Source organism: Candidatus Poriferisodalis sp. (assembly GCF_965208925.1).
GTDB lineage: Bacteria > Actinomycetota > Acidimicrobiia > Acidimicrobiales > Poriferisodalaceae > Poriferisodalis.
Window position 1 is genome coordinate 1,426,279 of the sequence record NZ_OZ242364.1, and the last position, 21,031, is coordinate 1,447,309.

The following is a 21,031-nucleotide window of genomic DNA, read 5'->3' on the forward strand; positions in this document are numbered from 1 at the left end:
TTCCGGCACTCATCAGTGCCGCCTGCGTTTGAGGGTTTCGCCACATATCAGTGCCTGAACTGCCGCTCACCGGTGAACAGCATGGCGAGGCCGAGGTCGTTGGCCCGGGCGATCACGTCGTCGTCACGCAGGGCGCCGCCGGGCTGCACCACCACTGCCACGCCAGCCTCGGCAGCGGCCTCGACGCCGTCAGGGAAGGGGTAGAACGCATCGCTGGCGCAGGCCCCGCCCGCAGCCCGCCCGTCGGCCTTGACGGCGGCGAGCTGGCCCGATTCCACCCGGTTCTGCTGGCCGGCGCCGATGCCCCACGCCGTGCGGTCACGGGCCAGCACGATCGCGTTCGACGTCACATGCCCGCAGACCCGCCAGGCGAAGCGGGCGTCGGCCCGCTCGCTGGCCGTGGGCTGGCGCTGGGTGACCACCTGCCAGTCCTCGGGCGCCGACGCGAACGTCTGCGGCGACTGCACCAGCCAGCCGCCGTTGATCTGCCGCAGCGAGATGCCGGCCTCATCGGGCCGCGGCGCTTCCAGCACCCGGGTGTTGCGCCGTTTCGCCTCGATGCGCTCCACCACGCCGTCCTCGTAGCCGGGCGCGATGATCAGGTCGGCCTGCGCCGCCGCCTCGATGCGCTCGACCGTGTCGAGATCCACGATCTTGTTGAACGCCACGATCCCGCCGAATGCCGAGCGCGCGTCGCAGTCGTACGCCCGCTGGTACACGTCGGCCAGATCGTCGCCAGCCGCCGCGCCGCACGGGTTGGCGTGCTTCACGATCACCACAGCCGAAGAGCGCTCGGCATCGCCGAGGTCGTGCACGATCCGCCACGCCGCATCGGCGTCGAAGAAGTTCAGGTAGCTGAGCGCCAGCCCGCTGTGCTGGTAGGCGTGGTCCCACCACGTCGACCCGCCGACCGGCCGGTAGCGGGCGCCGAGATGGTGCGGGTTCTCGCCGTAGCGGCACTCGTCCACCCGCTCCAGCGCCAGGTGCACCGTCGGCGGCAGGGGAGTGGCCTCGGGCGATGCCCCGCCCGCCGGCGCCGCCTCGATCCCGCCGTCGCCGGCCGGCTCGTCGAACCAGCTCACGATCGCCGCGTCGTAGGCGGCCGTGTGGGCGAAGGCCGCCCGCGCCAGCCGCCGCCGCGTCGCCGCGCCCAGCGCACCCGATTCCTCCAGCTCCGCCAGCACCGGCTCGTAGTCCGCCGGGTTCACCACCACGCCCACACCGCCGTCATCGTCGCCGTGATTCTTCGCAGCCGCCCGCACCATCGCCGGCCCGCCGATGTCGATCAGCTCGGGACCGGGGTCGGACTGGAACGGGTACAGGTTGCAGACCACCAGGTCGATGGCCGCGATGCCGTGCTCGTCCAGCGACGCCAGGTGCGCCGGCTTCGACCGGTCGGCCAGGATGCCGCCGTGGATGCGCGGGTGCAGCGTCTTCACCCGGCCGTCCAGCATCTCGGGGCTGCCGGTGACGTCCTCCACCGCCAGCACCGGCACACCGGCATCGGCCAGCGCGGCAGCCGTCCCGCCGCTCGAGGCGATCTCCCACCCGAGGCCCGACAGCCGGGTCGCGAAGTCCACCACGCCCGTCTTGTCCCACACCGAGATCAACGCCCTCATCGGGTCTGTCCTTCCTGCCTGCCTCTGGGATCGACTTCCCGGCAGGCGTCATCGCCTGCCGACTCGCCGGCGCAGCGCTCCAGGAACGCCGCAATCGTCGCCGGGTAGAGCTCGCGTTCTACTGCCTTGATGCGCTCGTGCAGCGTCGCCTCGTCGTCGCCCGTCAGCACCGGCACCGCACGCTGCGCCAGCACCGGGCCGGCATCCACCTCGGGGATCGCCACATGCACCGTGCAGCCCGACTCGGCGGCCCCCGCATCCAGTGCGTCGCGCACGGCATGCCAGCCCGGAAACGCCGGCAGCAGCGACGGGTGCGTGTTCAGCACACGCCCCCGGTAGCGCCCGCCGCCCCATTCGAAGAACGACCCGTCCAGCACGGTGCCGAAGCCGGCCATCGCCACCACGTCGACGCTCCGGCCGTCCAGCACCGCGGCCAGCTTGCAGCTGTAGCCCTGCCGGTCGAAGCAGCGCCGTCCCGCCTCGCCGCCCCCAGCGGTCGTCCACTCCGAACGCTCCACCAGCGCTGTTTCGATTCCGGCATCGGCCGCAATGCCCAGCCCCCTGCACGGCCGATCGGCCCCCACCAGATCCACCGGCAGCCCGACGCCCAGCATCGCTTCGAGGATCGATCCGGTGCCCGAAACCAGTACCGCCAGCCGCACGGCGCCGAACCTACGCGCCCCGCCCGCCCGCGGCGCGGTCCGCCGGCTGCGGTGCCTGCGCTCCCCAGTAGCCTCGCTGCCGTATGCGCCCGCCCGAGGACATGCCGCCCCCGTCGTCCGAGCCGCCAGGCGGACCCCAGGGCCCCCAAGGACCCCAGGGACCCCGAGGTCCCGGCGGCCCCCGCCGGATGCCACGCCGCCCACGCGGCCTCACCCGGTTCCGCCTGATCATCGGCATCGTCGTCGCGGCCGGCCTCATCCTGCTGTTCTCCATCCGGGGCCTCGCCGGCTTCTGGACCGACTACCTGTGGTTCGACAGCCTGGGCTACGCCTCGGTGTGGTGGAAGGTGCTGTGGGCCAAGATCGGTCTCGGCCTGCTGTTCACGGCCATCTTCTTCGTCCTGCTCTGGGTGAACCTGTTCATCGCCGAGCGGCTCGCCGCGCGCGCCACCCCCACAGGGCCGGCCGAGGACATCGCCGCTCGCTGGCACCAGATTTCCCGCCGTCGCCGCGCCCTCATCCGCATCGGCGTCTCGCTGGTGCTCGCCTTCATGGTCGGCACCGGCGTGTCGGGCCAGTGGGAAGCGTGGCTGTTCTTCATCAACGCCACCGACTTCGGCCTCACCGACCCGCAGTTCGGCCGCGACATCGGCTTCTACGTCTTCCGCTTGCCGTTCTTCAACTTCCTGGTCGGCTGGGCGTTCGCCGCCGTGCTGGTGACGTTCATCTTCACCACCATCTGGCACTACCTGAACGGTGCCATCCGGGTGCAGGCCCCCGCCGGCAGCCGGGTGCAGCCGCAGGTGAAGGCGCACCTGTCGCTGCTGCTGGGCCTGCTGGCGCTCATCAAGGCGGTGGGCTACTACTTCGACCAGTTCGAGCTGACGCTGTCCACCCGGGGCTTCGTCGACGGCGCCACCTACACCGACGTGAACGCGCAGCTGCCGGTGCTGCGGCTGCTGATGGTGATCAGCCTGTTCAGCTTCCTGCTGCTCGTGGTGAACATCTGGCGGCGCGGTTTCACCTACCCGGTGATCGCCGTAGCGCTGTGGGTGGTGATCGCCGGCCTGGCGGGTGCGGCGTACCCCGCCATCGTGCAGCGCTTCCAGGTGGAGCCCTCGGAGTCCACCCGCGAGGCGCCTTACATCGAGCGCAACATCGAGATGACCCGCATCGCGCTCGATCTCGACGATGTCACCACCAGCGAGTTCGACTACGAACCCGAGCTCACCGCTGCCGACATCGAGAACAACTTCGACACGGTGCGCAACGTGCGGCTGCTCGACCCCGCCGTCATGCAGGACACGTTCCAGCAGACCCAGGGCATCAAGAGCTTCTACGACTTCCGCGACATCGACGTGGACCGCTACGAGATCGACGGCGAGATCACCCAGATCGTGCTGTCGGCCCGTGAGCTGCGCCCCACCGAGCTGCCCACCGACACCTGGGAGACCGAGCACGTCGCCTACACCCACGGCTACGGCGTGGCTGCCGCGCCGGCGAATGGGGTCGACGCCAACGGTCGCCCGGCCTATGCGCTGGGCGACATCCCGGGGGTGACGGCGCCGGGCGCGGAGGCGCTTGAGCTCGACGAGCCGGGCCTGTACGTGGGCGAGGACTTGCAGGGCTACGCCATCGTGGGCGCCCAGCGGGCCGAGGTCGACTTCCAGGACGACGACGACCGCACCGAGACCACCCGCTACGACGGTGCCGACGGCGTGGGCGTCGGCGGCTTCTTCCGGCGCCTGGCGTTCGCGGTGCGCTTCGCGGAGCCGAACCTGCTGGTGTCGGGCGAGATCCAAGGCGAGAGCCGCATCCTCTACAACCGCGACATCACCCAGCGGGTGCAGCTGCTGGCGCCGTTCCTGTCCTACGACAACGACCCCTATCCGGTCGTGCTCGACGGGAAGGTGAAGTGGGTGCTCGACGCCTACACCACCACCACGCAGTTCCCGTACGCGCAGCGCACCAATTCCCGGGCGGCCACGCTGGGCAGCGACCTGCGCGACCCGTTCAACTACGTGCGGAACTCGGTGAAGGCCGTGGTGGATGCGCACGACGGCACAGTCACGTTCTATGTGGTGGACCGCAGCGACCCGATCGTGCAGTCGTACATCAAGCAGTTCCCCGATCTGTTCTCCGAGGAAGAGCCGCCGATGGAGCTGCAGGAGCACTTCCGCTATCCCGAAGACCTGTTCCGGGTGCAGACCGATGCGTGGGGCCGCTACCGCCTGAGCGACCCGTCGGAGTTCTACGACGCTGCGGGTGCGTGGGCAGTGGCGCAGGACCCGGGCGACTCCATCGGCCAGACCACGGTGGAGACAGTGCGCGACGAGACCACCGGGCAGGTGATCGCCACGGTCGAGGCCCGCATCTCGCCGCAGTACCTGCTGTTCCGATTGCCGGGCGACGATGCTGCGTCATTCGTGATCTTCCGGCCGTTCGTGCCGTTCTCCGAGGACGATTCTCGCAAGAACCTCGAAGGCTTCATGGTGGTCCACAACGACCCCGACCGCTACGGCGACATCGAGGTGTTCGAGATCCGGTCGGATCAGCCGATCGACGGTCCGGCGCTGTTCAACTCGAACATCCAGACCGAGGAGGAGATCTCCGAGCGGCTGACGCTGCTGAACCAGAACGGCTCGGTGGTGCGGCCCGGCAACCTGCTGCTGATCCCGGTGGAGAACTCGCTGCTGTACGTGCGGCCGCTGTTCATTGCGGCCACCGGCCCGACCGCGGTGCCCGAGCTGCAGCTGGTGATTGCCGGCATTGGCTCGAACGTGGTGATCTCTGAGACGTTCGAAGGAGCGCTCGAGAAGGCCATCGGCGCCAGCATCGACATCGGCAACGGGACGGTGCGCCAACCCGAGCGAACGCCCGATGCGCCCGCTACCGAAGACGAAGCGCCGGCTGCCGCCGAGCCCGACGATGCAGCCGACGACGAACCGGCGACGACGCCCGACACTGGCTCAGTGAGCGATCTGCTCGAGCGCGCCGCCAGGGCGTTCGAGCGTGCCGATGTCGCGCTGCGCGAGGGCGACCTGGCCGCCTACCAGGAGGCCGTCGACGAGGCCGAAGGCCTCATCGCTCGAGCCGCCCGCATCCTCGAACAAGCCGCCACCGGCTAGGCCCGCGCAAGTCCCACGATGGACGAGGCCGATTGCGAGCCCATGCCATCTGATCAAGCACGGTCACTGCTCCGTGAGGTGATTCTCGACGGCGCCACCGGTCCAGTCGTCGGGCGAGCCGATGAGCGCTACGTCGCGTCGCTTCGGAACCGCATTCGATCAAGGAGTGCGGCACAGCAACCGCCAGCCGGCGAGGGTCCAGATCCCGAGACGTCCTAAGCCTCAGCAGACTTCGATCCTCAGCTGAGCGAATTCCCGCGTGCAGCCTTGCTGGCGTCGGGAGGCCGCTGGTAGTGTGATCAGTCTCGCCGCGGGGTGGAGCAGTCTGGAAGCTCGTCGGGCTCATAACCCGAAGGTCGCAGGTTCAAATCCTGCCCCCGCCACCACTCAGCAAGCCCCAGGAGCCAGGCTCCGGGGCTTGTTCCGCGTCACTCAGTGCTCGCGCCGCACACCCTTGAATGGCCCACCAGACCTCTTCATGGCCATGAACCGGCCCGAGGACGCATCGCGCTTGATCCAGTTGCCATTCTTCGGATTCTGGAACTGGCTGCGGCCTTTCACGGCACCGTTCCGGCCGCTGCCCTTAGCGCCGTTCTTGGCCATCGTGCCTCCTGATTCTCTGAGTTCAGTGTATTCCTCAGCCGATAATGCTGATGGTGTCCCGTGCCCAAACCCAAGCCGATTCGGCCCACCCCACGTCTGCGTGAAGCAGCAATCGGCTGAGCGCCACAACCCACAGTGCTGCGATGGAGGCCATGAGAAGCGTGCGGCTTCGCCGAAGCAGTCTCTCGGCTAGCGAAGTCGATTCACGACTGAGAACGACGGCACCTGCGAGAGTGAGCGGGAACGTCAAGAGAGCCAAGCTCTCGACTAGGTAAGCGAAGGTCACCGGCAAGCAGAGCATGGTGGTGCCTGCCATCGCGATGAGCGATTGCAGCCACCAGATTGGGCGTCGGTAGCCGCGGCGAGGCCGAGCCCGAAGGCCGACTCGCACGACGCCGGGTGGCGTGCCCGCGTCCGCGTACAGCGCGATGGCGTCAGCTGTCTCGCGTGCATCGTCGCTGACCTTGACGTCCACGCGATGGCCTGCAAAGTCGTCGACGCGCAAGCGGTCGAGGACAACGCCATGATCTGAAGCGCGAATCTCGATGTGGGTGGTCGACGCATCGCCCACTTCAATTTCTTGTCGCAGGTATGGCGATGGGGCGCCTCGCCACGGTCGCTGTTCGGACAACTTGACAGTGCACGGGCGGTCGACGGGTACCACTGTGTCGATGATCACGTGCCATCGACGTCCAAGTTCGGCCAAAGAGCGCCGAGCGCGAAGGCTCATGGAATCGACGGCGTCACAGAACTCGGCGACGAGGATGTCGATGTCGGCAATCCCACGTGGCCGGATGGGCATGAATGGGATCGCCAAGAGAATCCACTCCGAGGAAGACTCAGCGTCCTCGCCCTCACCGAGGGCCTCGATCAGCGCTCTTCGGGCGTCCTCAGTTTGGTGCTGCCATCTTGCGACGTGGTGCGCGTTGATGCCCAATTCGAGATCCGCATTGAGGTAGTTGGCGAGCGCTTCTTCTCGCCATTCGCGGTCCCGACCAAGCAATCGAAGTCTCTGGGATTGCTTCTCGCGCCCCACGTAGTGCTCTCGCCACGCCCAGGGCGTGTAGTCCGAGACGCCTGCCCACAGTGCTCCTCCGACAGGTTGGTCCCCGATCGGGCGGCCATCGACGTGCGACATGTAGCCGGCTTGGATGAGGGCAGAGTCTCGCTTGAGGACGAGTGATGCGTGTTTGCCTTCGGCACCTGCGAGATCGAAGTTGAGCAGGAGACTCTTTGGACGAGCAGCGAATGGCAGGAGCAGGCGCATCTGGTCGGTCACCTGCGCTCCCGGTGCGTAACGACGGATGAGCTCGAGGGGTATCCGGATCTGATAGGCGGTCGTGGCGTCAACATGGTCACTGTCCCGCAGCAGGATCTCGTGAACAGCTCGCTCACGCCAGATCTGTGTGTCGTCCAGTAGTTCGAACGTGAGGTTCCACTCCTCCGACAGGTCGATCAACGTAGGGCCCTGCCGCTCGTCGACAAATGCTTGAACTCCTGTGTCGACAAGCGTCTTCGATCGAGAAGTGTCGTCGAGTCTGCCCGATGCCCAACGGAGGAAGTGCTTCAACATCGCGCTTGTCGGTGACGCCGTCGTGGATTCCCGCACACCATGAGCCCGTAAATCTGCCACAGCCGCTCAGAGATCGGCGCGGGGTTTTCCTGTCGAGTGTTTCTGGATCACTGGAGCTGACTCGGTTTGGTTGAGTAGTGCCTCGCTTGCTCAAGCCCAGCACGCGCGAACGTGCAGAGGAACCTTTGGGAGCTTGCTTGCACTGCGGTGGATGCGGGAGATTCAACTGAACGCAGCGGCAACCTCGTTCACGATGGCGGTGACCGCCCGCCGACGCATCGTCGGCGCGAATCGAAGTGCGAGGAATCCGTGGGTCATCGTTGCGTAGGTGCTCAGTGTTGCTCTCACGTTGTTGTCGCGCAGGCGCTTCGCGTAGCGGATTCCGTCGTCGCGTAGCGGGTCGTGGCCGGCCACGATGATGTGTGCCGCAGGGAGGCCCTTCAGCAGATCGGCATGCAGGGGTGAGGCCCGCCAGTCTGTGGCGTCGGCCTCGCCGAGGTAGAGCCGCCGTACGGTCTCGAGCTGCGCTCGTGTCGCGAAGCCGTGATCTGCTTCGGAGTCAATCGAGGCACTCGACAGGGTCAGATCCAACGCGGGGTAGATGAGCGTCTGGTGCCGTATGGGCGGCCACTCGCGGGCGCGGGCCATGAGGCACAGGACCGCGGCCAGATTGCCGCCCGCGCTGTCGCCCATCACCGCTATGCGTCGCGAGTCGGCACCGAGTTGTTCCGCGTGCTCGGCCAGCCAGCTGAATGCGTGGCAGCAGTCCTCGACGGCTGCCGGGAATGGATGCTCGGGTGCGAGCCGGTACTCGACTGAAGCCACGATGGACGGGGTTTGGCGTGCGACGCGGGTGGTGAGCCACTCCGGCGTATCCATGTCTGAGAACATCCAGGCGCCGCCATGGACATAGACGATCAAAGGCAGCGGGCCATCGCACCGCTCGGTTGGTTCGTCGACGCGGACCCGAAGGCTCGTGTGTGGAGGCGGCAGACGGAGGTGCCGGTTGACGACTCCCGATGCCGGCCGTCCCGTCGCCCACCGTGGGGCGCGGTCGTGACGGGCGCGAAGGTGAGCGATGTCTGACATCGAGGAGATGCCCGGGTTGAAGAACGGGATGCCCGCGAGCACTCGATAGCGCCAGTCCAAGCCCTTCATCGAACCACCGCTTGCTGCAGCGGCTGCCGGGGACAAGACGCAAACCGGGAGCCGTGACGGCCCGTGACATACTTCGGTGTGGCGCATGCGATGCGCTGGGGGTCATGAGGATGCATGCCCAGTTCCTCTCAGTCGACGGGCGCGGGCTGCGACGCAGAGCGCTGTACTTACTCGATTAAGTTAACGCCTTCAAGGACGATGCGGGCGAGGTGGCAGTGAAACGTGTCACGAGCGCCGATGTGGCTCGCGAGGCCGGCGTGTCACGGGCGACGGTGAGCTATTTGCTGAACAACACGCCTGGCCAGACCATCAGCGATGAGACGCGTCGCAAGGTGCTCGAGGCGGCCGAGCGCTTGGGATATCTGCCCAATCGGAGCGCGAGGGCACTGCGGCTCGGGCGCAGCGACATTGTGTTGTTCCCGCTCGGTGACGCGCCGCTGTCGCATGTGTTCGCGAATGTGATCAATGCCTGTTCGGCCGCACTCGATCGTCAAGGGTTCACGCTGGTCTCGGACGCGACCATGTACCCGACACCCGAGCAGGCCGCTGACGCCTGGCTGCGGTTAGGCCCTGCTGCTTTTGTGGATCTCATCCTCCCGGCCGACCATGCCGCTGTGGTGCAGATGTCCCGAGCCGGCATCGCCCGGGTGTCGGCCGACCTTGACGTGCCCAGCCATCTCAGCGCCATGGATCTCATCAGCGTTCAGGCCCGCGAGCTGCAGTTGACACACGTCATCGAACGTGGCGCGACAGACATCGTGTACGCCGCGCCGTCCCAGTACTACGAGAGCTCCAAGAGCCCGCTTCTGCCACCGGCACTCGGGGCCGTCGCTGCGAGCGCCGACGTTCGGCATCGCTTCGAGACGGTCGAGTCATCTCCGGGTTCGGTCCGGTACGAGGTGAGCCGCTGGGTGAATGCAGGTTGCGACGCGATCTGCGGCTACAACGACGACTACGCGTTGCCGATCCTGAGCGCCCTAGTGGACGCGGGCGTCCGCGTGCCTAGCGAGGTGATGGTCATCGGTATCGATGACGTGCCGGCGTCGCGTGCCACAACTCCTTCGTTGAGTTCGGTGACGGGGGCGATGTCAGAGCTCGGAGAAGCGTTGGCTGCTTGCGTTCAAGCGGCCGTTCGCGATCCCGACGCGACGGTGCGGTACCCGCCGCCGGTGCTGCAGGTTATGGAGCGGGATTCGACGAGCCGGCTGTACTGATCGACCGAGCATCGGCGTAGATCATCCCGGCCGGCGGCAGCACGTCGGGACTCGTGTCTTGACGCAACCTGCATGGCAGGCATAGGATACTTACACGAGTAAGTGTTGTCGGGAGTCCGGCAGCCACCACGTGGATGCGAAGGGGGATTCATGGGGACGCATCTGGCTCTGCTTGGTCGAAGGCCACGTTCGAATCGGCGGTCGCTGCGTTGGACTACAGCGCTCGCGTCGGTGGCGATGCTGTTCGCAGCCTGCGGCACCGGCGGGGATGCCGCGGGGGATGATTCTCTGGCACCTGACGGTGCTGAGACGACGGCCGCGACGGCGCCGTCCAGCGAGGACGCATCGTCCGGCGGTGAGGGGTCCCAACAAGGCAGCACCGAATCGACAACGGAAACGGTGCCAAGTAAGGACCAGCTCGCTGCTCCCGGAGAGGAAGCGCCGGTCTTGGGCGGCGGAGGAACACTCTCGTTCGGGGTCGTCGGAGCGCCTCCCAGTCTGAATCCCGGAATCGGCGATCCAGCGTTCGGAGCGCTCTATCAGTGGGCTTACGACTCGCTGGTGATCATGCAGCCGGACGGCTCGTTCGCCCCCAACCTTGCCGTCGAGTTCGGGTACACGGACGACCAGAACATGCGATACGAGCTGACACTTCGCGAGGGAGTGAAGTTCAGCGATGGCACTGATCTCGACGCCGGGGCGCTCAAGACGTACCTCGAGTACGTGCGCTCGCAACCGACAGCCTTGGCGCAAGCCTTGGCGTCAGTCACCGACATCGAGATCACCGGTCCGCGCTCGGTGGCCTTGGTGCTCAGCACGCCCGATCCCGGCATGAGTTTCTTCTTCGCCCAAGGTTCCGGTGTCGGCAACGTCATCAGCTCTGCCGCGCTCGAAACACCTGAGACGCTCGATCTCGGAACTGCCGGCGCGGGTCCTTACATGCTCGTTTCCGAGGAGTCGACGCCGAACGATACGTACACCTTCGTTCCGAACCCGCACTACTGGAATCCCGCCCGCATTCACTGGGACGAGGTCATCGTGCGCGTGATCCCCAACTCGTCGTCCATCATCGAGGCGATCCGGGCTGGTCAGCTGCAAGCCGCGCAGGGGGACGCGACCACCATGTCTGCTGCTGCCGAAGGGGGCATCACAGTCATCGGTGCACCGATGTCCATCGTTGGCATCAACCTGGTGGACCGCGATGGCGTTGTATCAGGGCCGCTCGGGGACGTGCGTGTGCGCCGGGCGCTGAACCATGCAGTCGACCGCGAGGCCGTTGCTGCAGCGCTGCTCGGCGACAGCCGCTTCGCTCTCAGTCAATACGCGCTCAGCGGTCAGCCTGGGCACGATCCTGCGCTCGACGCGCTGAACGCTTACGACCCCGACCGAGCCCGAGCGCTGCTCACCGAGGCCGGCTACGGCGACGGCATCACCATCGGGGTGCTCGATGCCAGCATCATCGGCCTCGACATCTTGACGCAGGCGGTCGCCGGTCAGCTCGCCGAGGTGGGCGTCACGCTCGACCGCACCACTGTGGCCGATCCCACGGCATATTTCACGGGCTTGGTCTCGGCGCAATACCCCGCGGTGGCGATGTTCTATGGGGTGTCGAACATGCAGACATACCAGTCGTTCTTCATTAACCCGGCGGGGCCCTTCAACCCATTCGGCACAGTCGATCCCGAGCTGGACGCGCTGTACGCCGAGTACTTCGCCACCGTGGGGGACACTTCCGATGTCGAGCGACGCATCAATGCCCGGCTTGTCGACCAAGCCTGGGTGCTGCCGGTCATGGGCTCACCCCTTCCGTGGTATCTCGCAGAGGGTCTAACCGGCATCGAGGCCACCAGTGCCAACTCGTCAATCCCGACCTTGGCCGACATCCGCCCCGAGTGAGGGAGGCAGGCGCGACCGCAGCGACCGCCGTCTAGCGCCCATTCGCTGCGTTCCCATCGGCTAGGCACGGAGACGATGGCGGTCCTCCGGCTCGCAGCGCGCCGGCTGGCGTGGTCTATACCACTCGCGTTCGCGGCGACCGCGGTGTCGTTCGTTCTCGTGGCGCTGCTGCCGGGCGATGCGGCAGTGTCGCTCGCAGGCCGCAACGCCACAGAAGCCCAGCTTGAACAGGTGAGGGAAGACCTCGGTCTCGACCGTCCGGTGTGGTCCCAGTACGGCACGTGGCTCGGCGGGGCGGTCCAAGGAAACCTCGGCACGTCGATGATCAATCGGCAGCCGGTGACATCGCAGTTGAACGACCGGCTGGTGCCGTCGATGTCGCTGATCGGCGGCGCTGTGCTGGTCGCAACGGTCGTCGGCGTGGCAATCGGCATCGGCGGGGCGCGTGGGAGTCGCCTCGGGCGCGCAGTCGACGGATTCTCCATCGGTGGGCTGGCGATCCCTGACTTCTGGCTGGGACTTGTCTTCATCGTGCTGTTCGCCGTGCACCTGGGCTGGTTCCCTCCCACGGGTTACGTCAACTTCGGTGATGGAGCGGGGGCGTGGCTGCGTTCGCTGGCGTTGCCGGTCGCCACGCTGTCGGTGCCGGCCGCAGCGATCGTCGCACGTCAGGCACGAGAGGCACTTTCGACCGCGCTCGGTCAGGATTTCGTACGGACACTGCGGGCGGCCGGGTTCAGCGAGGCTTCGATCGCGTGCCGTCACGGGCTGCGCAACGCCGCCATCCCGATCATCACCGTCGTCGGACTGGTGTTCATCGGTGCACTGGGCGGAACTGTGGCCGTCGAGTCGGTGTTCGCGCTGCCCGGGCTGGGCCGCGCCGCCGTCGAGGCAGCAGGCACCCGAGATCTGCCCGTCATCCAAGGCATCGTCGTGTACTTCACGCTGCTCGTCATCGCAGCGAATCTGCTCGTCGACTGTGCGTACGGATTGCTGGATCCGAGGCTGCGGTCTGCGGCGCGACGCGCACCGACACGATGGACGACGGAGGCTGCGTGAAAGCCGGCGCGATGAGCCGGGCGTGGGCCGTGTGCGGTCGCCATCGGTGGGGTGCAGCGTCGGCCGCATACCTCTTGCTGCTCATCATCGTGGGCCTGTGTGCCGGCTGGATCGCTCCGTTCCCACACGGCCAGCAAGATCTCCGCGACGTGCTGAGCGGACCGTCGAGCGCGCACTGGCTGGGCACCGACACGCTCGGCCGGGACCTGCTCAGCCAGCTGATCTACAGCATCCGGCCATCGCTGGTGGCAACGGCCGAGGCGCTGGCGGTGTTCCTCGCCGTCGGCGTCAGCTTCGGCATTCTCGCTGGCTACAGGCGGGGCGCTGTCGATGCCGCCATCAGCAGATTCGTCGAGCTGGTCCAGTCCATCCCGGCAATCATCGTGATCCTGGTCGTGCTCGGCGTCTTTGGGTCCAGCGTGCTCGCCGCCATGGTGACGTTGGGACTGCTGGCCTCGACCGGACTAGTTCGAGTGGCCCGCGGCACGACGCTCGCCGTGCGCGAGGAACTGTTCGTTACGGCTGCGCAGGTCTCCGGTGTCCCACCGGCGCGGATCATGCGCACACACGTGCTGCGCCGGATCATGGGGCCCGTGCTCGCGCAGGCGTCGGTCTTCGCCGGAATCAGTCTGGTCGTCCAGGCGGCCCTGTCCTTCCTCGGGCTGCTACAGAGCGGTTCGCATCCCACGTGGGGCGCCATGATCGGCGAGGCGTCGCGGGTGATCTCAAGGGCGACGTGGCCGCTGATCCCGCCCGGCGTTGCGATCGCCGTGACGGTGCTGGCGCTTGGGGCACTGGGAGATGCGCTGCGTGATGTGGCCGCTGGAGAAACCGGACCCGCTCAGCGGCATCATCGGCGCCGCGCCCCGGTATCCAAGGACGTCAACACCCATGTGGGTTCCACCAGCGGCGTAGCGGCGCTGGAGCCGTCGAGCTCTGATGGTCTGCTCGAGGTCCGCGATTTTTCACTAGCAGCGTTCAACCAACAGGTGCCATTGCCGTTGGTGACCGGGGTCACGTTCGCGGTGCACCGGGGCGAGACGCTCGCTCTGGTGGGGGAGTCGGGCTGCGGGAAGTCCATCACCGCACTGGGGGTTATGGGACTGCTGCCGCCCGGCATCGCTGCGACATCGGGCCAAGTGCGTTTCGGCGGCATCCGGCTGACGCCGGACGACCAAGGCCCATACCGCGAGGTGCGCGGCCGCGGCATCGGCTTCGTCTCCCAGCATGTGCTGGCGAGCCTGGATCCCACCCACACGGTCGGAAGTCACCTGCGTGAGGCAATCCGCCGCCACGAGCCCATGCCACGCAAGGCAGCGACGGTCCGGGCACTCGAACTCCTCGAACAGGTCAAGCTCTCCGAGCCCGGTCGGGTGCTGGTGTCGTACCCCTATGAGCTGTCGGGCGGCATGTCCCAGCGAGCCGCCATCGCACTGGCCATTGCGGGCCGCCCGCGACTGCTGATTGCCGACGAGCCCACGACGGCCCTCGATGTCACCCTGCAGGCCGAGATTCTGGCGCTGCTGCGCGACCTGCAGCGCACCGATGGGCTGGCGATCCTGCTGATTACGCACGACTGGGGTGTGGTCGCTGACATGGCCCATCGGGTGGCGGTCATGTACGCAGGCCAGATTGTCGAGCAGGCGGACATACACACGGCCTTCGCCCGGCCGCGCTTCCCCTACACGCTTGCCTTGATTTCGGCCGACCCGTCGACGGCTGCGCCGGGCGAGCGGCTGCCCGCAGTGGACGGGCGCGTTCCGCCGCCGGGCTCGTGGCCTCGGGGATGCCGGTTCGCCGACCGGTGCGCCTACGGCACCGACCGGTGCACCTCGGCCTCGTTGAGCCTTGAGATCGCCGACACAGGCTCGCTCACACGCTGTGTCCGCTCGGCGGAGTTGGTGAGCGAGGGAGTGCTGCCGTGAACGTCGAGTCAACCCCGACGCGCGATGCAGTGCTCGACGTCTCCGGCGTGACGGTGCGCTACCGGACGCGCGGCCACAAGAGACCGATCGTGGCGCTCGACGGCGTGGAGACAACCGTCGAGCGTGGCCGAACCACCGGGCTGGTCGGCGAATCTGGTGCGGGCAAGTCGACGCTCGGCAGGGCCGTCCTGGGGTTGGCACCGGTTTCGGGGGGCAGCATCCGATTCGGCGGTCGCGACATCGTCGACTTGCCGGCCTCCGTGCGTAGAAGGCTCCCCGCACGCGTACAGGCGGTGTACCAAGACCCTCTTGGATCGCTGAATCCCGGGTACCCGGTGTCCTGGAGCCTCAAAGAACCACTTCGCTCTCGGGGCATCTCGACCCGAGCCGAGATGACGGATCGGGTGGCAGCCACGCTGGAAGCCGTCGGCATCGACCCCGCTGCATCGCATCGTCGCCCCGCCGCATTCTCGGGCGGCCAGCTGCAGCGCATCTGTATCGCCCGGGCGATCATCGATCTGCCCGAGCTCGTGATCCTCGACGAGGCCGTCAGCGCACTCGACCTCTCGGTGCAGGCGCAGATCCTCAACCTGCTGCGCGACCTGCAGGAGGAGCGGCAGCTCAGCTACCTGTTCATCTCCCATGACATGGCCGTGGTGCGCCACTGTTGCCACGAGGTGACAGTGCTCTATCGCGGTCAGGTCATGGAATCGGGACCCACCGGAGCGGTCGCCGCTGCGCCCGCGCATCCCTACACCAATGCCCTGCTGCGGGCGAGCCCCGTAGCCGATCCGGTAGTCCAGCGCGCGCGACAGCAGGCAGCACCCACGGCGACCGATCACGAACCGGCCGCACCGGTTCGGGGCTGCGTCTACGCCCCACGCTGCCCCTTCGCCGAGCCGCAGTGTCATGAGTCCCGACCGCCGCTGCGTGAAATCGCCCCCGGCCGCAAGGCGGCCTGCCACCTCTATCCCCAATGGACCGAGGAACTCTCTGATTGACCAGCCGCTATTCAGCGGTGCATCTCAGCGTCAGCGCGCGGAGGACGACCCCACAGCCTCCGCACAGCCCTGGGTAAATCACCCCAACAGCTCGCTGCTCACGTTGCACCACAGCGGTCCGGCCTCAGCGACGTCGAACAGCAAACCGAAGCCAACTCATGACTTTTATCGCCTGGGGGAGCTCAGAACCCTTGAAATCGGCCATTTTGACCCCGAATTGGCTCCCCGAGAGCGCGTGTTGTGCACCTGTGGCCTAGCCGATCGACTCCACGCAACGCTGTGACCAGCGGAAATGCCCTGATCGGGCCAATGTGGAGATTCGAGCTCCGGCTGCGATTCGCCCGGGCTGACCAGGAACGAAGCGACTGGCCAAGATCCCACCAGATCCCTTGGCCATCGGAGACCCCATGTGTTCGCCACCTAGGCGGAAATGGGTCTCGAGAGCTGAATTCGCCGACTTGAGCGCACGTCTCGCCTGATTCTGAACGTACGCGGCCCGCCAAGCGAGTTCCCCACCAGACTCGGCAGCTGCCGCAGGGCTATCTGGTGGCGTGCCCTTGTGGTCTTCTGACCGGATTCACGAGCGCCCACACGAACGCGATCAGCCAGCCGGCAATCGTCCATCCCAGCAGGACGTTCAAGGCGGCGATGGCGGCTGTGTGCCGGTGCCGCGTCGACGCCGCCACGACTGACGGCAGGAGATACACGCACCCTGCCACAAACAGGACAAGCGCCACCACCCACAAGTTCACGCCGTCAAGATTCGCCAGAAGCGACATGCGATCCCCTCTGTCGGCGGATGCCACGCTGCTGTGTGGACAACTAGAGCGATCGGCGGCGTGGTGCGCCTATCGGCCCATGATGACCTGCCGCAGCGGAATGGCCTACGTCGATGCTATGTGGCGCTCAGTCGCCGTAGGTTGTCGGAGATGTCAGGGCGACCGCCGGTGAGAATCGTCATTGGCAGGCTGGTCGCGGGCGCAGCTGTGCTGGCTTCGGTGTTCGTTCTCGCCGTCCCGGCCGGAGCACATCCGCTGGAGCACTGCACGATGGGATGGAAGTCGGTCGACGGCGTGCCCGTCGAAGGCAGTCCGGAGCAGCCGGTACTCGTCTGCATTGAGGAGTTCCATCGTCACCGTCTGCGAGACGTCATCATCAGCACAGCCACGATCAGCGCCGTCTATCTGCTGCTGTACGCCTTGATCATCACGCCGGAGGCGGCGAGGCAAGAAAAGCAGAGCAGACCCGGCCGTTGGCGGCTCCTGTTGCGACCCCGTCAGCTTGCCAGGGCGTTGCCGCGCCGCTACTGGGTGGCGAGTTGGTGCTCGCTTTTCCCGGCGTGCGTGCTGGGTCCCGTGATCGTGCCCGAGTTTCTGGAGTGGGCCTTTCCACCCGTGAGCAATCTCACGGTCGCGCTGTATGTGTTGCTGTGCGGGATCATCACCGTGATCAGTGCACGCATATTGGCCCACAAGATGAAACAGTCCGCTCAGTCCGCTGGCGAAGCGAAAGTGGACTAGTCAGTCACCCTCGACGCCGCCCTCTCATCGTCGCTGGAGAGTGCAGGTGCCTCTGTCGATCTTGACGGCGAAGCGTTCGATGATGTCCATGCCGACAAGCACGTCGAAGCCTTCTGGCCGGCTCGGAATCTGCCAGAACGTGCCGAAGCCTCCTCCAAAGCCTGACTGGCTTCCGGGACTGTCGAAGCGCAGTCCCATCCACAATCGAAAGGCGGGAGTCCTGACTCCCGCGCGTCCGAGTGAGGCGACTCGCTTGTAGGTGTCCGGCGCCAGCTGTGCCGTTGCCGCGAGCTGCTCAATCACGCGCTCCGATATGCCCGACTCTTGGGTGCCAGTGTCGATGAGCCCGGTGAACTTCCCGCCTTCTCCGGGCACTGCCATGGCTACTTCGATCTCGGTGACGATCTGGCGTTGCTGGATCTCGATGACCCTTTCGCTCACCCTGCTTCACCGAGGCCGAGCGCGCTCACGAACACTGGCTCTGCACCGATTTCTTGAAAGGAGAACTCGCCTCTTCGGTACGTCTTCATGCCGGCGGCGAACGCAGACTCGCAGTCGCTGTATATGCCGACGACCTCCTCGTCGTGCATGAGCGCGACCTTGCCGTTGTGCTCAGGTTCGAGTTCGGCTCGATGACGCGCTTCGTACGCTTCGAAGTTCTTGAGCGCCTGAGTGACCATGGACATTCCCCACGCCGATGAGGATTCGACTGCCGCCCCACCGGACACGTGTGAACGTAGTTCCAAAGATACGCGCACACCTCAGGGATTTTGAGGCCCAAGACCGCACCGGAGCACAGGCTCGGTTGGTTGGTGCCAGCAGATGGAGTCCGTCGGAAACGAATTGGGGGATGATCAGGCGGCTCAGTACTTTGCGAGGCGTGGTCGTGCGGCAGCTGCAGGCGTGAGAGACGAGCCGGAGAGCGCGGTGAGTATATTCATCGGTATGCCTGAATCGACTACCATTAAGGTTTCGGTACGGACTCGGGATGCCTTGCGTCAGCTTGCCGATCGTGAGGGGCTCACGTTCGATGCGCAGATCGAGAAGCTGATCCGGCGGGAGCGCCGACGCATCATCGGGGCTCAGCTCGCGAGTATGCCGCTCGATCCCGATGACGAAGCCGTGCTCGATGCGTCAGCGAACGATGTCGCCGATGCAAGCGGGTGACATCCTCCGCTGCGATTTCGGGACACCGGCGAGGGGCGAGCCGGGGTACGTGCGACCGGCGATCGTCATCACGTCCGACGATGTGCTCGAGTTTCGACAGCACGCAATCGTGGTCGTCCCGTGCACGACCACGAAGCGGGGATGGCTGAGCGAAGTCGACGTCGCCGGCTTCGGTGTCGCCCAGGCGCACCTGCCCACGACGCTCAGCGTCGACCGCGTCGTCGAGGCGACGGGCACGAACATCGGCCCCGTCGCGCTGCGACAGATCCGCCAACTCATCGCCGACCTGATCGGACTTTGAGCGAGCCACCCGCCGGAAACGGCTTGGGCTTCGGGCGGGCGGCTCAGTACTTTGCGAGGAGTGGTCGTGCGGCAGCTGCATGCGTCGGAGGTGGACGTCTACCGGTCCGTTCGGCTGCGGGCGCTGGCGTGCGACCCCGCAGCGTTCGAATCGAGTTACGAACGCGAGGCCTCGTTCGATGACGCGACCTGGCGTAGTCGGCTTGCAACCTTCGCCGGCCGGCCTGGTGCGGTCTTCGTGGTCGATATTGATGGCCGTGCCGAGGCGATGATGGGCATCGGCCAGGGCCCAATCGAGGCGCAAGCGGTCGTCTGGGGCATGTGGGTAGCCCCTGCCTTTCGTCGTCGGGGGTACGGAGAGCAACTGCTTGCAGCCGGTTTTGCATGGGCCCGAGGCTTCGGGCTTGAGTCCATTTCGCTCGAGGTGTTTCCTGCCAACAGCGCCGCGGTAGCGCTCTACCAGGCTGCAGGCTTTCGTCCGGCCGGCGCGGCGGATGCGCCGACAGAGTCCGGTCAAGCTCTGACGCTCCTGCTGTCGGTCCAATAGCGAGCGCTATAAAAAAAGCGATATCAGTCTCTTGACTTGCGGTCCGGGGCTGCATAGTGTCGGGCGCACATCGATCTCGGCCGGTCGAATGCAGCTGCCGGAGGCCGGCCCTGGAGGCCCAAGGAGCGGCTATGCCTGGAACCCGGCCCCGCAACAGAACGCGACTCGCAACGAAGTGGCGCTTGCTGATACTTCTGCTCGCCGTCGCCGGCCTGCTCGCGGCTGCGTGCGCCAGCGACACAGACACGGACTCGACCGCAGACGCCGACGCCCTCCAAGAGGCACAGGACGCCGCGGCAGCCGCCCAGGCGGACGCCGAGGAGGCCGCTGCCAAGGCCGAAGCCGCCGAGGCTGCGTTGGCCGAGGCCCAGGCCGCTGAAGGCGTCGACCCAGAGGTCGTCGCCGATCTCGAGAAGCAGCTTGCCGAAGCCCAAGAAGCCGCCGCAGCCGCCGAGGCTGAAGCCGAACAGGCCGCTGCCGCAGCAGCGGTCGATGATCGCAACTGCGTCGACGAGGTGGTTATCGGCACGGTGTGGCCGATGTCGGGAACCTTCGCCTTCGTCGGCAGCGCCGAGATCGCCGGTGCCAGCAAAGCGGTGGAGGACATCAACGCGGCCGGCGGCATCGAGTCGCTGTGCAATGCCACGCTGCGGCTCGCCATCTACGACGCGGGCGGTTCCGCCGAAGAGGCAGCCACCGCCGTCGAGCGCCTCCTCGACGACGAGCCCGACGTGTCGGCGATCGCCGGATCGTGGCTGTCGTCGTTCAGCCTGGCCGCTACCGAGGTGTCCGAGCGAGCCGGCATCCCGTTCGTCACCGAGAGCTTCGCCGACTCGGTCACCGACCGCGAGGGCTTCACCCACGTGTTCGGCTACTCGCCGCCGGCATCGGCCATCAAGGGCCTCGTCCTCGACGCCATCCAGCCCGGACTCGACCAGGCAGGCATCACCATGGAGACCGTGGCAGTGGTGGGCTCCACATCGGCTGCAGCGGTGCCGCTGCAGGAGGCACTCAAGGCCGAGTTCGCCGAGCGGGGCATCGAGGTTGCCGTCACCGACACGTGGGCACCCGGCGGGCTCGACGACCCCTCGGGTGTGGCCACGAAGATCGCCAACGCCGACGTGGACGTCATCTTCAACCTCGCATTCGCGTTCAGCGACGTCAGCGCCCTCCAGAACGAGCTGATCGCACGTGGCGTCACCGCACCGGTGATCCAGAGCGGCGGGCAGGGCCTGCTGCCCGCGTGGGCCGATCTGGGCCCGGAGGTTGCCGGGCTGTCCACCTTCGTCTACGCCAACCCGCTGGCGGGCAGCGACGCATTCGACGAGCTGGCGGCCGCGATCGACCAGCCCTACGCACGCCAGGATCACATCGGCGGCTATTTCGTGGTCCATCTCATCGCCGCCGTGCTGGAGCAGTCCGGCGATCCGTCGCCGGCTGCGGTCGCCAAGGCCTTCAACACCGTCAAGCTGACCCAGGGCCCGGCGGTGGATCTCATGCCGGCGTCGGCCATCAGCTTCAGTGCGTCCGGTCGCATCGACCAGCACTTCGGCGTGCTGGCCCAATGGCAGGAAGTGGACGGGAGGCTGATCCCGTGCACCGTCTATCCGGAGGAGTTCGCGATCTGCGAGCCTGTCTGGGAGTAACGCGAAGTTCGCG

At 66.6% G+C, this 21,031-nt stretch carries 19 protein-coding genes and 1 tRNA gene; 12 read left to right on the plus strand and 8 right to left on the minus strand.

Translation table 11 applies throughout. The features are described from left to right. Window positions 1–47: 47 nt before the first annotated feature. Window positions 48–1,619: a bifunctional phosphoribosylaminoimidazolecarboxamide formyltransferase/IMP cyclohydrolase gene (gene purH / locus ACOGI5_RS06385; protein WP_419863590.1), complete on the minus strand. Its 1,572-nt coding sequence runs from the start codon at window positions 1,617–1,619 to the stop codon at window positions 48–50. Beyond that, on the minus strand, window positions 1,616–2,281 hold the full coding sequence (gene purN / locus ACOGI5_RS06390) for a phosphoribosylglycinamide formyltransferase (protein ID WP_419863591.1): 666 nt from the start codon (window positions 2,279–2,281) through the stop codon (window positions 1,616–1,618). Before purN ends, purH begins: the two co-directional genes overlap by 4 nt. An 83-nt stretch (window positions 2,282–2,364) precedes the next feature. Between purN and ACOGI5_RS06395 the strand changes: the two genes are divergently transcribed. Together ACOGI5_RS06395 and ACOGI5_RS06400 are read left to right on the plus strand one after the other, a co-directional pair. Further along, a complete protein-coding gene (locus ACOGI5_RS06395; protein ID WP_419863592.1) occupies window positions 2,365–5,409 on the plus strand; it encodes a UPF0182 family protein in 3,045 nt (1,014 codons plus the stop codon). A gap of 309 nt (window positions 5,410–5,718) precedes the next feature. Next, window positions 5,719–5,795 (plus strand) — tRNA-Met (locus ACOGI5_RS06400). A gap of 46 nt (window positions 5,796–5,841) precedes the next feature. Here the strand turns inward: ACOGI5_RS06400 and ACOGI5_RS06405 are convergent. The 3 genes from ACOGI5_RS06405 to ACOGI5_RS06415 all read right to left on the minus strand — a co-directional run bounded on the left by ACOGI5_RS06405 (window position 5,842) and on the right by ACOGI5_RS06415 (window position 8,743). Then, window positions 5,842–6,012: a hypothetical protein gene (locus ACOGI5_RS06405; protein WP_419863593.1), complete on the minus strand. Its 171-nt coding sequence runs from the start codon at window positions 6,010–6,012 to the stop codon at window positions 5,842–5,844. Between the two features lie 34 nt (window positions 6,013–6,046). Then, window positions 6,047–7,471 carry a hypothetical protein gene (locus tag ACOGI5_RS06410; protein WP_419863594.1) on the minus strand — a complete coding sequence of 475 codons (1,425 nt, stop codon included), beginning with the start codon at window positions 7,469–7,471 and terminating at the stop codon, window positions 6,047–6,049. A gap of 336 nt (window positions 7,472–7,807) precedes the next feature. Then, window positions 7,808–8,743 carry an alpha/beta hydrolase gene (locus ACOGI5_RS06415; protein WP_419863595.1) on the minus strand — a complete coding sequence of 312 codons (936 nt, stop codon included), beginning with the start codon at window positions 8,741–8,743 and terminating at the stop codon, window positions 7,808–7,810. A 209-nt stretch (window positions 8,744–8,952) separates the two neighbouring features. Between ACOGI5_RS06415 and ACOGI5_RS06420 the strand changes: the two genes are divergently transcribed. The 5 genes from ACOGI5_RS06420 (at window position 8,953) to ACOGI5_RS06440 (ending at window position 15,838) form a co-directional block, all read left to right on the plus strand. Further along, the gene (locus tag ACOGI5_RS06420) at window positions 8,953–9,957 is read left to right on the plus strand and encodes a LacI family DNA-binding transcriptional regulator (RefSeq protein ID WP_419863596.1); all 1,005 of its coding nucleotides are present in this window, start codon (window positions 8,953–8,955) and stop codon (window positions 9,955–9,957) included. Window positions 9,958–10,194: 237 nt separating this feature from the next. After that, complete coding sequence (locus tag ACOGI5_RS06425; protein WP_419863597.1) at window positions 10,195–11,853, plus strand: ABC transporter substrate-binding protein; 1,659 nt, start codon at window positions 10,195–10,197, stop codon at window positions 11,851–11,853. A gap of 75 nt (window positions 11,854–11,928) precedes the next feature. After that, the gene (locus ACOGI5_RS06430) at window positions 11,929–12,912 is read left to right on the plus strand and encodes an ABC transporter permease (RefSeq protein ID WP_419863598.1); all 984 of its coding nucleotides are present in this window, start codon (window positions 11,929–11,931) and stop codon (window positions 12,910–12,912) included. Further along, the gene (locus ACOGI5_RS06435; protein WP_419863599.1) at window positions 12,909–14,837 is read left to right on the plus strand and encodes a dipeptide/oligopeptide/nickel ABC transporter permease/ATP-binding protein; all 1,929 of its coding nucleotides are present in this window, start codon (window positions 12,909–12,911) and stop codon (window positions 14,835–14,837) included. Before ACOGI5_RS06430 ends, ACOGI5_RS06435 begins: the two co-directional genes overlap by 4 nt. Further along, window positions 14,834–15,838, plus strand: coding sequence for an oligopeptide/dipeptide ABC transporter ATP-binding protein (locus ACOGI5_RS06440; protein ID WP_419863600.1), 1,005 nt, complete (start codon window positions 14,834–14,836; stop codon window positions 15,836–15,838). The genes ACOGI5_RS06435 and ACOGI5_RS06440 overlap by 4 nt, the downstream gene beginning before the upstream one ends. Window positions 15,839–16,377: 539 nt before the next feature. Here ACOGI5_RS06440 and ACOGI5_RS06445 read toward each other — a convergent pair. Further along, the gene (locus ACOGI5_RS06445; protein ID WP_419863601.1) at window positions 16,378–16,617 is read right to left on the minus strand and encodes a superinfection immunity protein; all 240 of its coding nucleotides are present in this window, start codon (window positions 16,615–16,617) and stop codon (window positions 16,378–16,380) included. 207 nt (window positions 16,618–16,824) lie between these two features. Here ACOGI5_RS06445 and ACOGI5_RS06450 point away from each other — a divergent pair, with 207 nt between their 5' ends. Then, window positions 16,825–17,358, plus strand: a complete 534-nt coding sequence (locus ACOGI5_RS06450) for a hypothetical protein (RefSeq protein WP_419863602.1) — start codon at window positions 16,825–16,827, stop codon at window positions 17,356–17,358. Window positions 17,359–17,382: 24 nt separating this feature from the next. On the opposite strand, the gene ACOGI5_RS06455 is transcribed toward ACOGI5_RS06450, so the two are convergent. Both ACOGI5_RS06455 and ACOGI5_RS06460 read right to left on the minus strand, forming a co-directional pair. After that, window positions 17,383–17,799, minus strand: coding sequence for a hypothetical protein (locus tag ACOGI5_RS06455; RefSeq protein WP_419863603.1), 417 nt, complete (start codon window positions 17,797–17,799; stop codon window positions 17,383–17,385). Next, entirely contained in the window at window positions 17,796–18,086 is a 291-nt protein-coding gene (locus ACOGI5_RS06460; RefSeq protein ID WP_419863604.1) for a hypothetical protein, read from the minus strand. The genes ACOGI5_RS06455 and ACOGI5_RS06460 overlap by 4 nt, the downstream gene beginning before the upstream one ends. 217 nt (window positions 18,087–18,303) lie before the next feature. Here ACOGI5_RS06460 and ACOGI5_RS06465 point away from each other — a divergent pair, with 217 nt between their 5' ends. The 4 genes from ACOGI5_RS06465 to ACOGI5_RS06480 all read left to right on the plus strand — a co-directional run bounded on the left by ACOGI5_RS06465 (window position 18,304) and on the right by ACOGI5_RS06480 (window position 21,018). After that, window positions 18,304–18,525: a toxin-antitoxin system protein gene (locus ACOGI5_RS06465; RefSeq protein WP_419863605.1), complete on the plus strand. Its 222-nt coding sequence runs from the start codon at window positions 18,304–18,306 to the stop codon at window positions 18,523–18,525. Continuing rightward, the gene (locus ACOGI5_RS06470) at window positions 18,512–18,826 is read left to right on the plus strand and encodes a type II toxin-antitoxin system PemK/MazF family toxin (RefSeq protein ID WP_419863606.1); all 315 of its coding nucleotides are present in this window, start codon (window positions 18,512–18,514) and stop codon (window positions 18,824–18,826) included. Before ACOGI5_RS06465 ends, ACOGI5_RS06470 begins: the two co-directional genes overlap by 14 nt. Before the next feature lie 66 nt (window positions 18,827–18,892). After that, entirely contained in the window at window positions 18,893–19,372 is a 480-nt protein-coding gene (locus ACOGI5_RS06475; RefSeq protein ID WP_419863607.1) for a GNAT family N-acetyltransferase, read from the plus strand. Window positions 19,373–19,554: 182 nt separating this feature from the next. Continuing rightward, on the plus strand, window positions 19,555–21,018 hold the full coding sequence (locus ACOGI5_RS06480; RefSeq protein WP_419863608.1) for an ABC transporter substrate-binding protein: 1,464 nt from the start codon (window positions 19,555–19,557) through the stop codon (window positions 21,016–21,018). Window positions 21,019–21,031 lie beyond the last annotated feature (13 nt).

Coding starts and splice junctions, on each gene's coding strand:
- ACOGI5_RS06415 (WP_419863595.1), bottom strand. CDS start 8,743: ATGAAGGGCTTGGACTGGCGCTATCGAGTGCTCGCGGGCATCCCGTTC.
- ACOGI5_RS06430 (WP_419863598.1), top strand. CDS start 11,929: ATGGCGGTCCTCCGGCTCGCAGCGCGCCGGCTGGCGTGGTCTATACCA.
- ACOGI5_RS06405 (WP_419863593.1), bottom strand. CDS start 6,012: ATGGCCAAGAACGGCGCTAAGGGCAGCGGCCGGAACGGTGCCGTGAAA.
- ACOGI5_RS06395 (WP_419863592.1), top strand. CDS start 2,365: ATGCGCCCGCCCGAGGACATGCCGCCCCCGTCGTCCGAGCCGCCAGGC.
- ACOGI5_RS06425 (WP_419863597.1), top strand. CDS start 10,195: ATGCTGTTCGCAGCCTGCGGCACCGGCGGGGATGCCGCGGGGGATGAT.
- ACOGI5_RS06445 (WP_419863601.1), bottom strand. CDS start 16,617: ATGTCGCTTCTGGCGAATCTTGACGGCGTGAACTTGTGGGTGGTGGCG.
- ACOGI5_RS06470 (WP_419863606.1), top strand. CDS start 18,512: ATGCAAGCGGGTGACATCCTCCGCTGCGATTTCGGGACACCGGCGAGG.
- purH (WP_419863590.1), bottom strand. CDS start 1,619: ATGAGGGCGTTGATCTCGGTGTGGGACAAGACGGGCGTGGTGGACTTC.
- ACOGI5_RS06465 (WP_419863605.1), top strand. CDS start 18,304: ATGCCTGAATCGACTACCATTAAGGTTTCGGTACGGACTCGGGATGCC.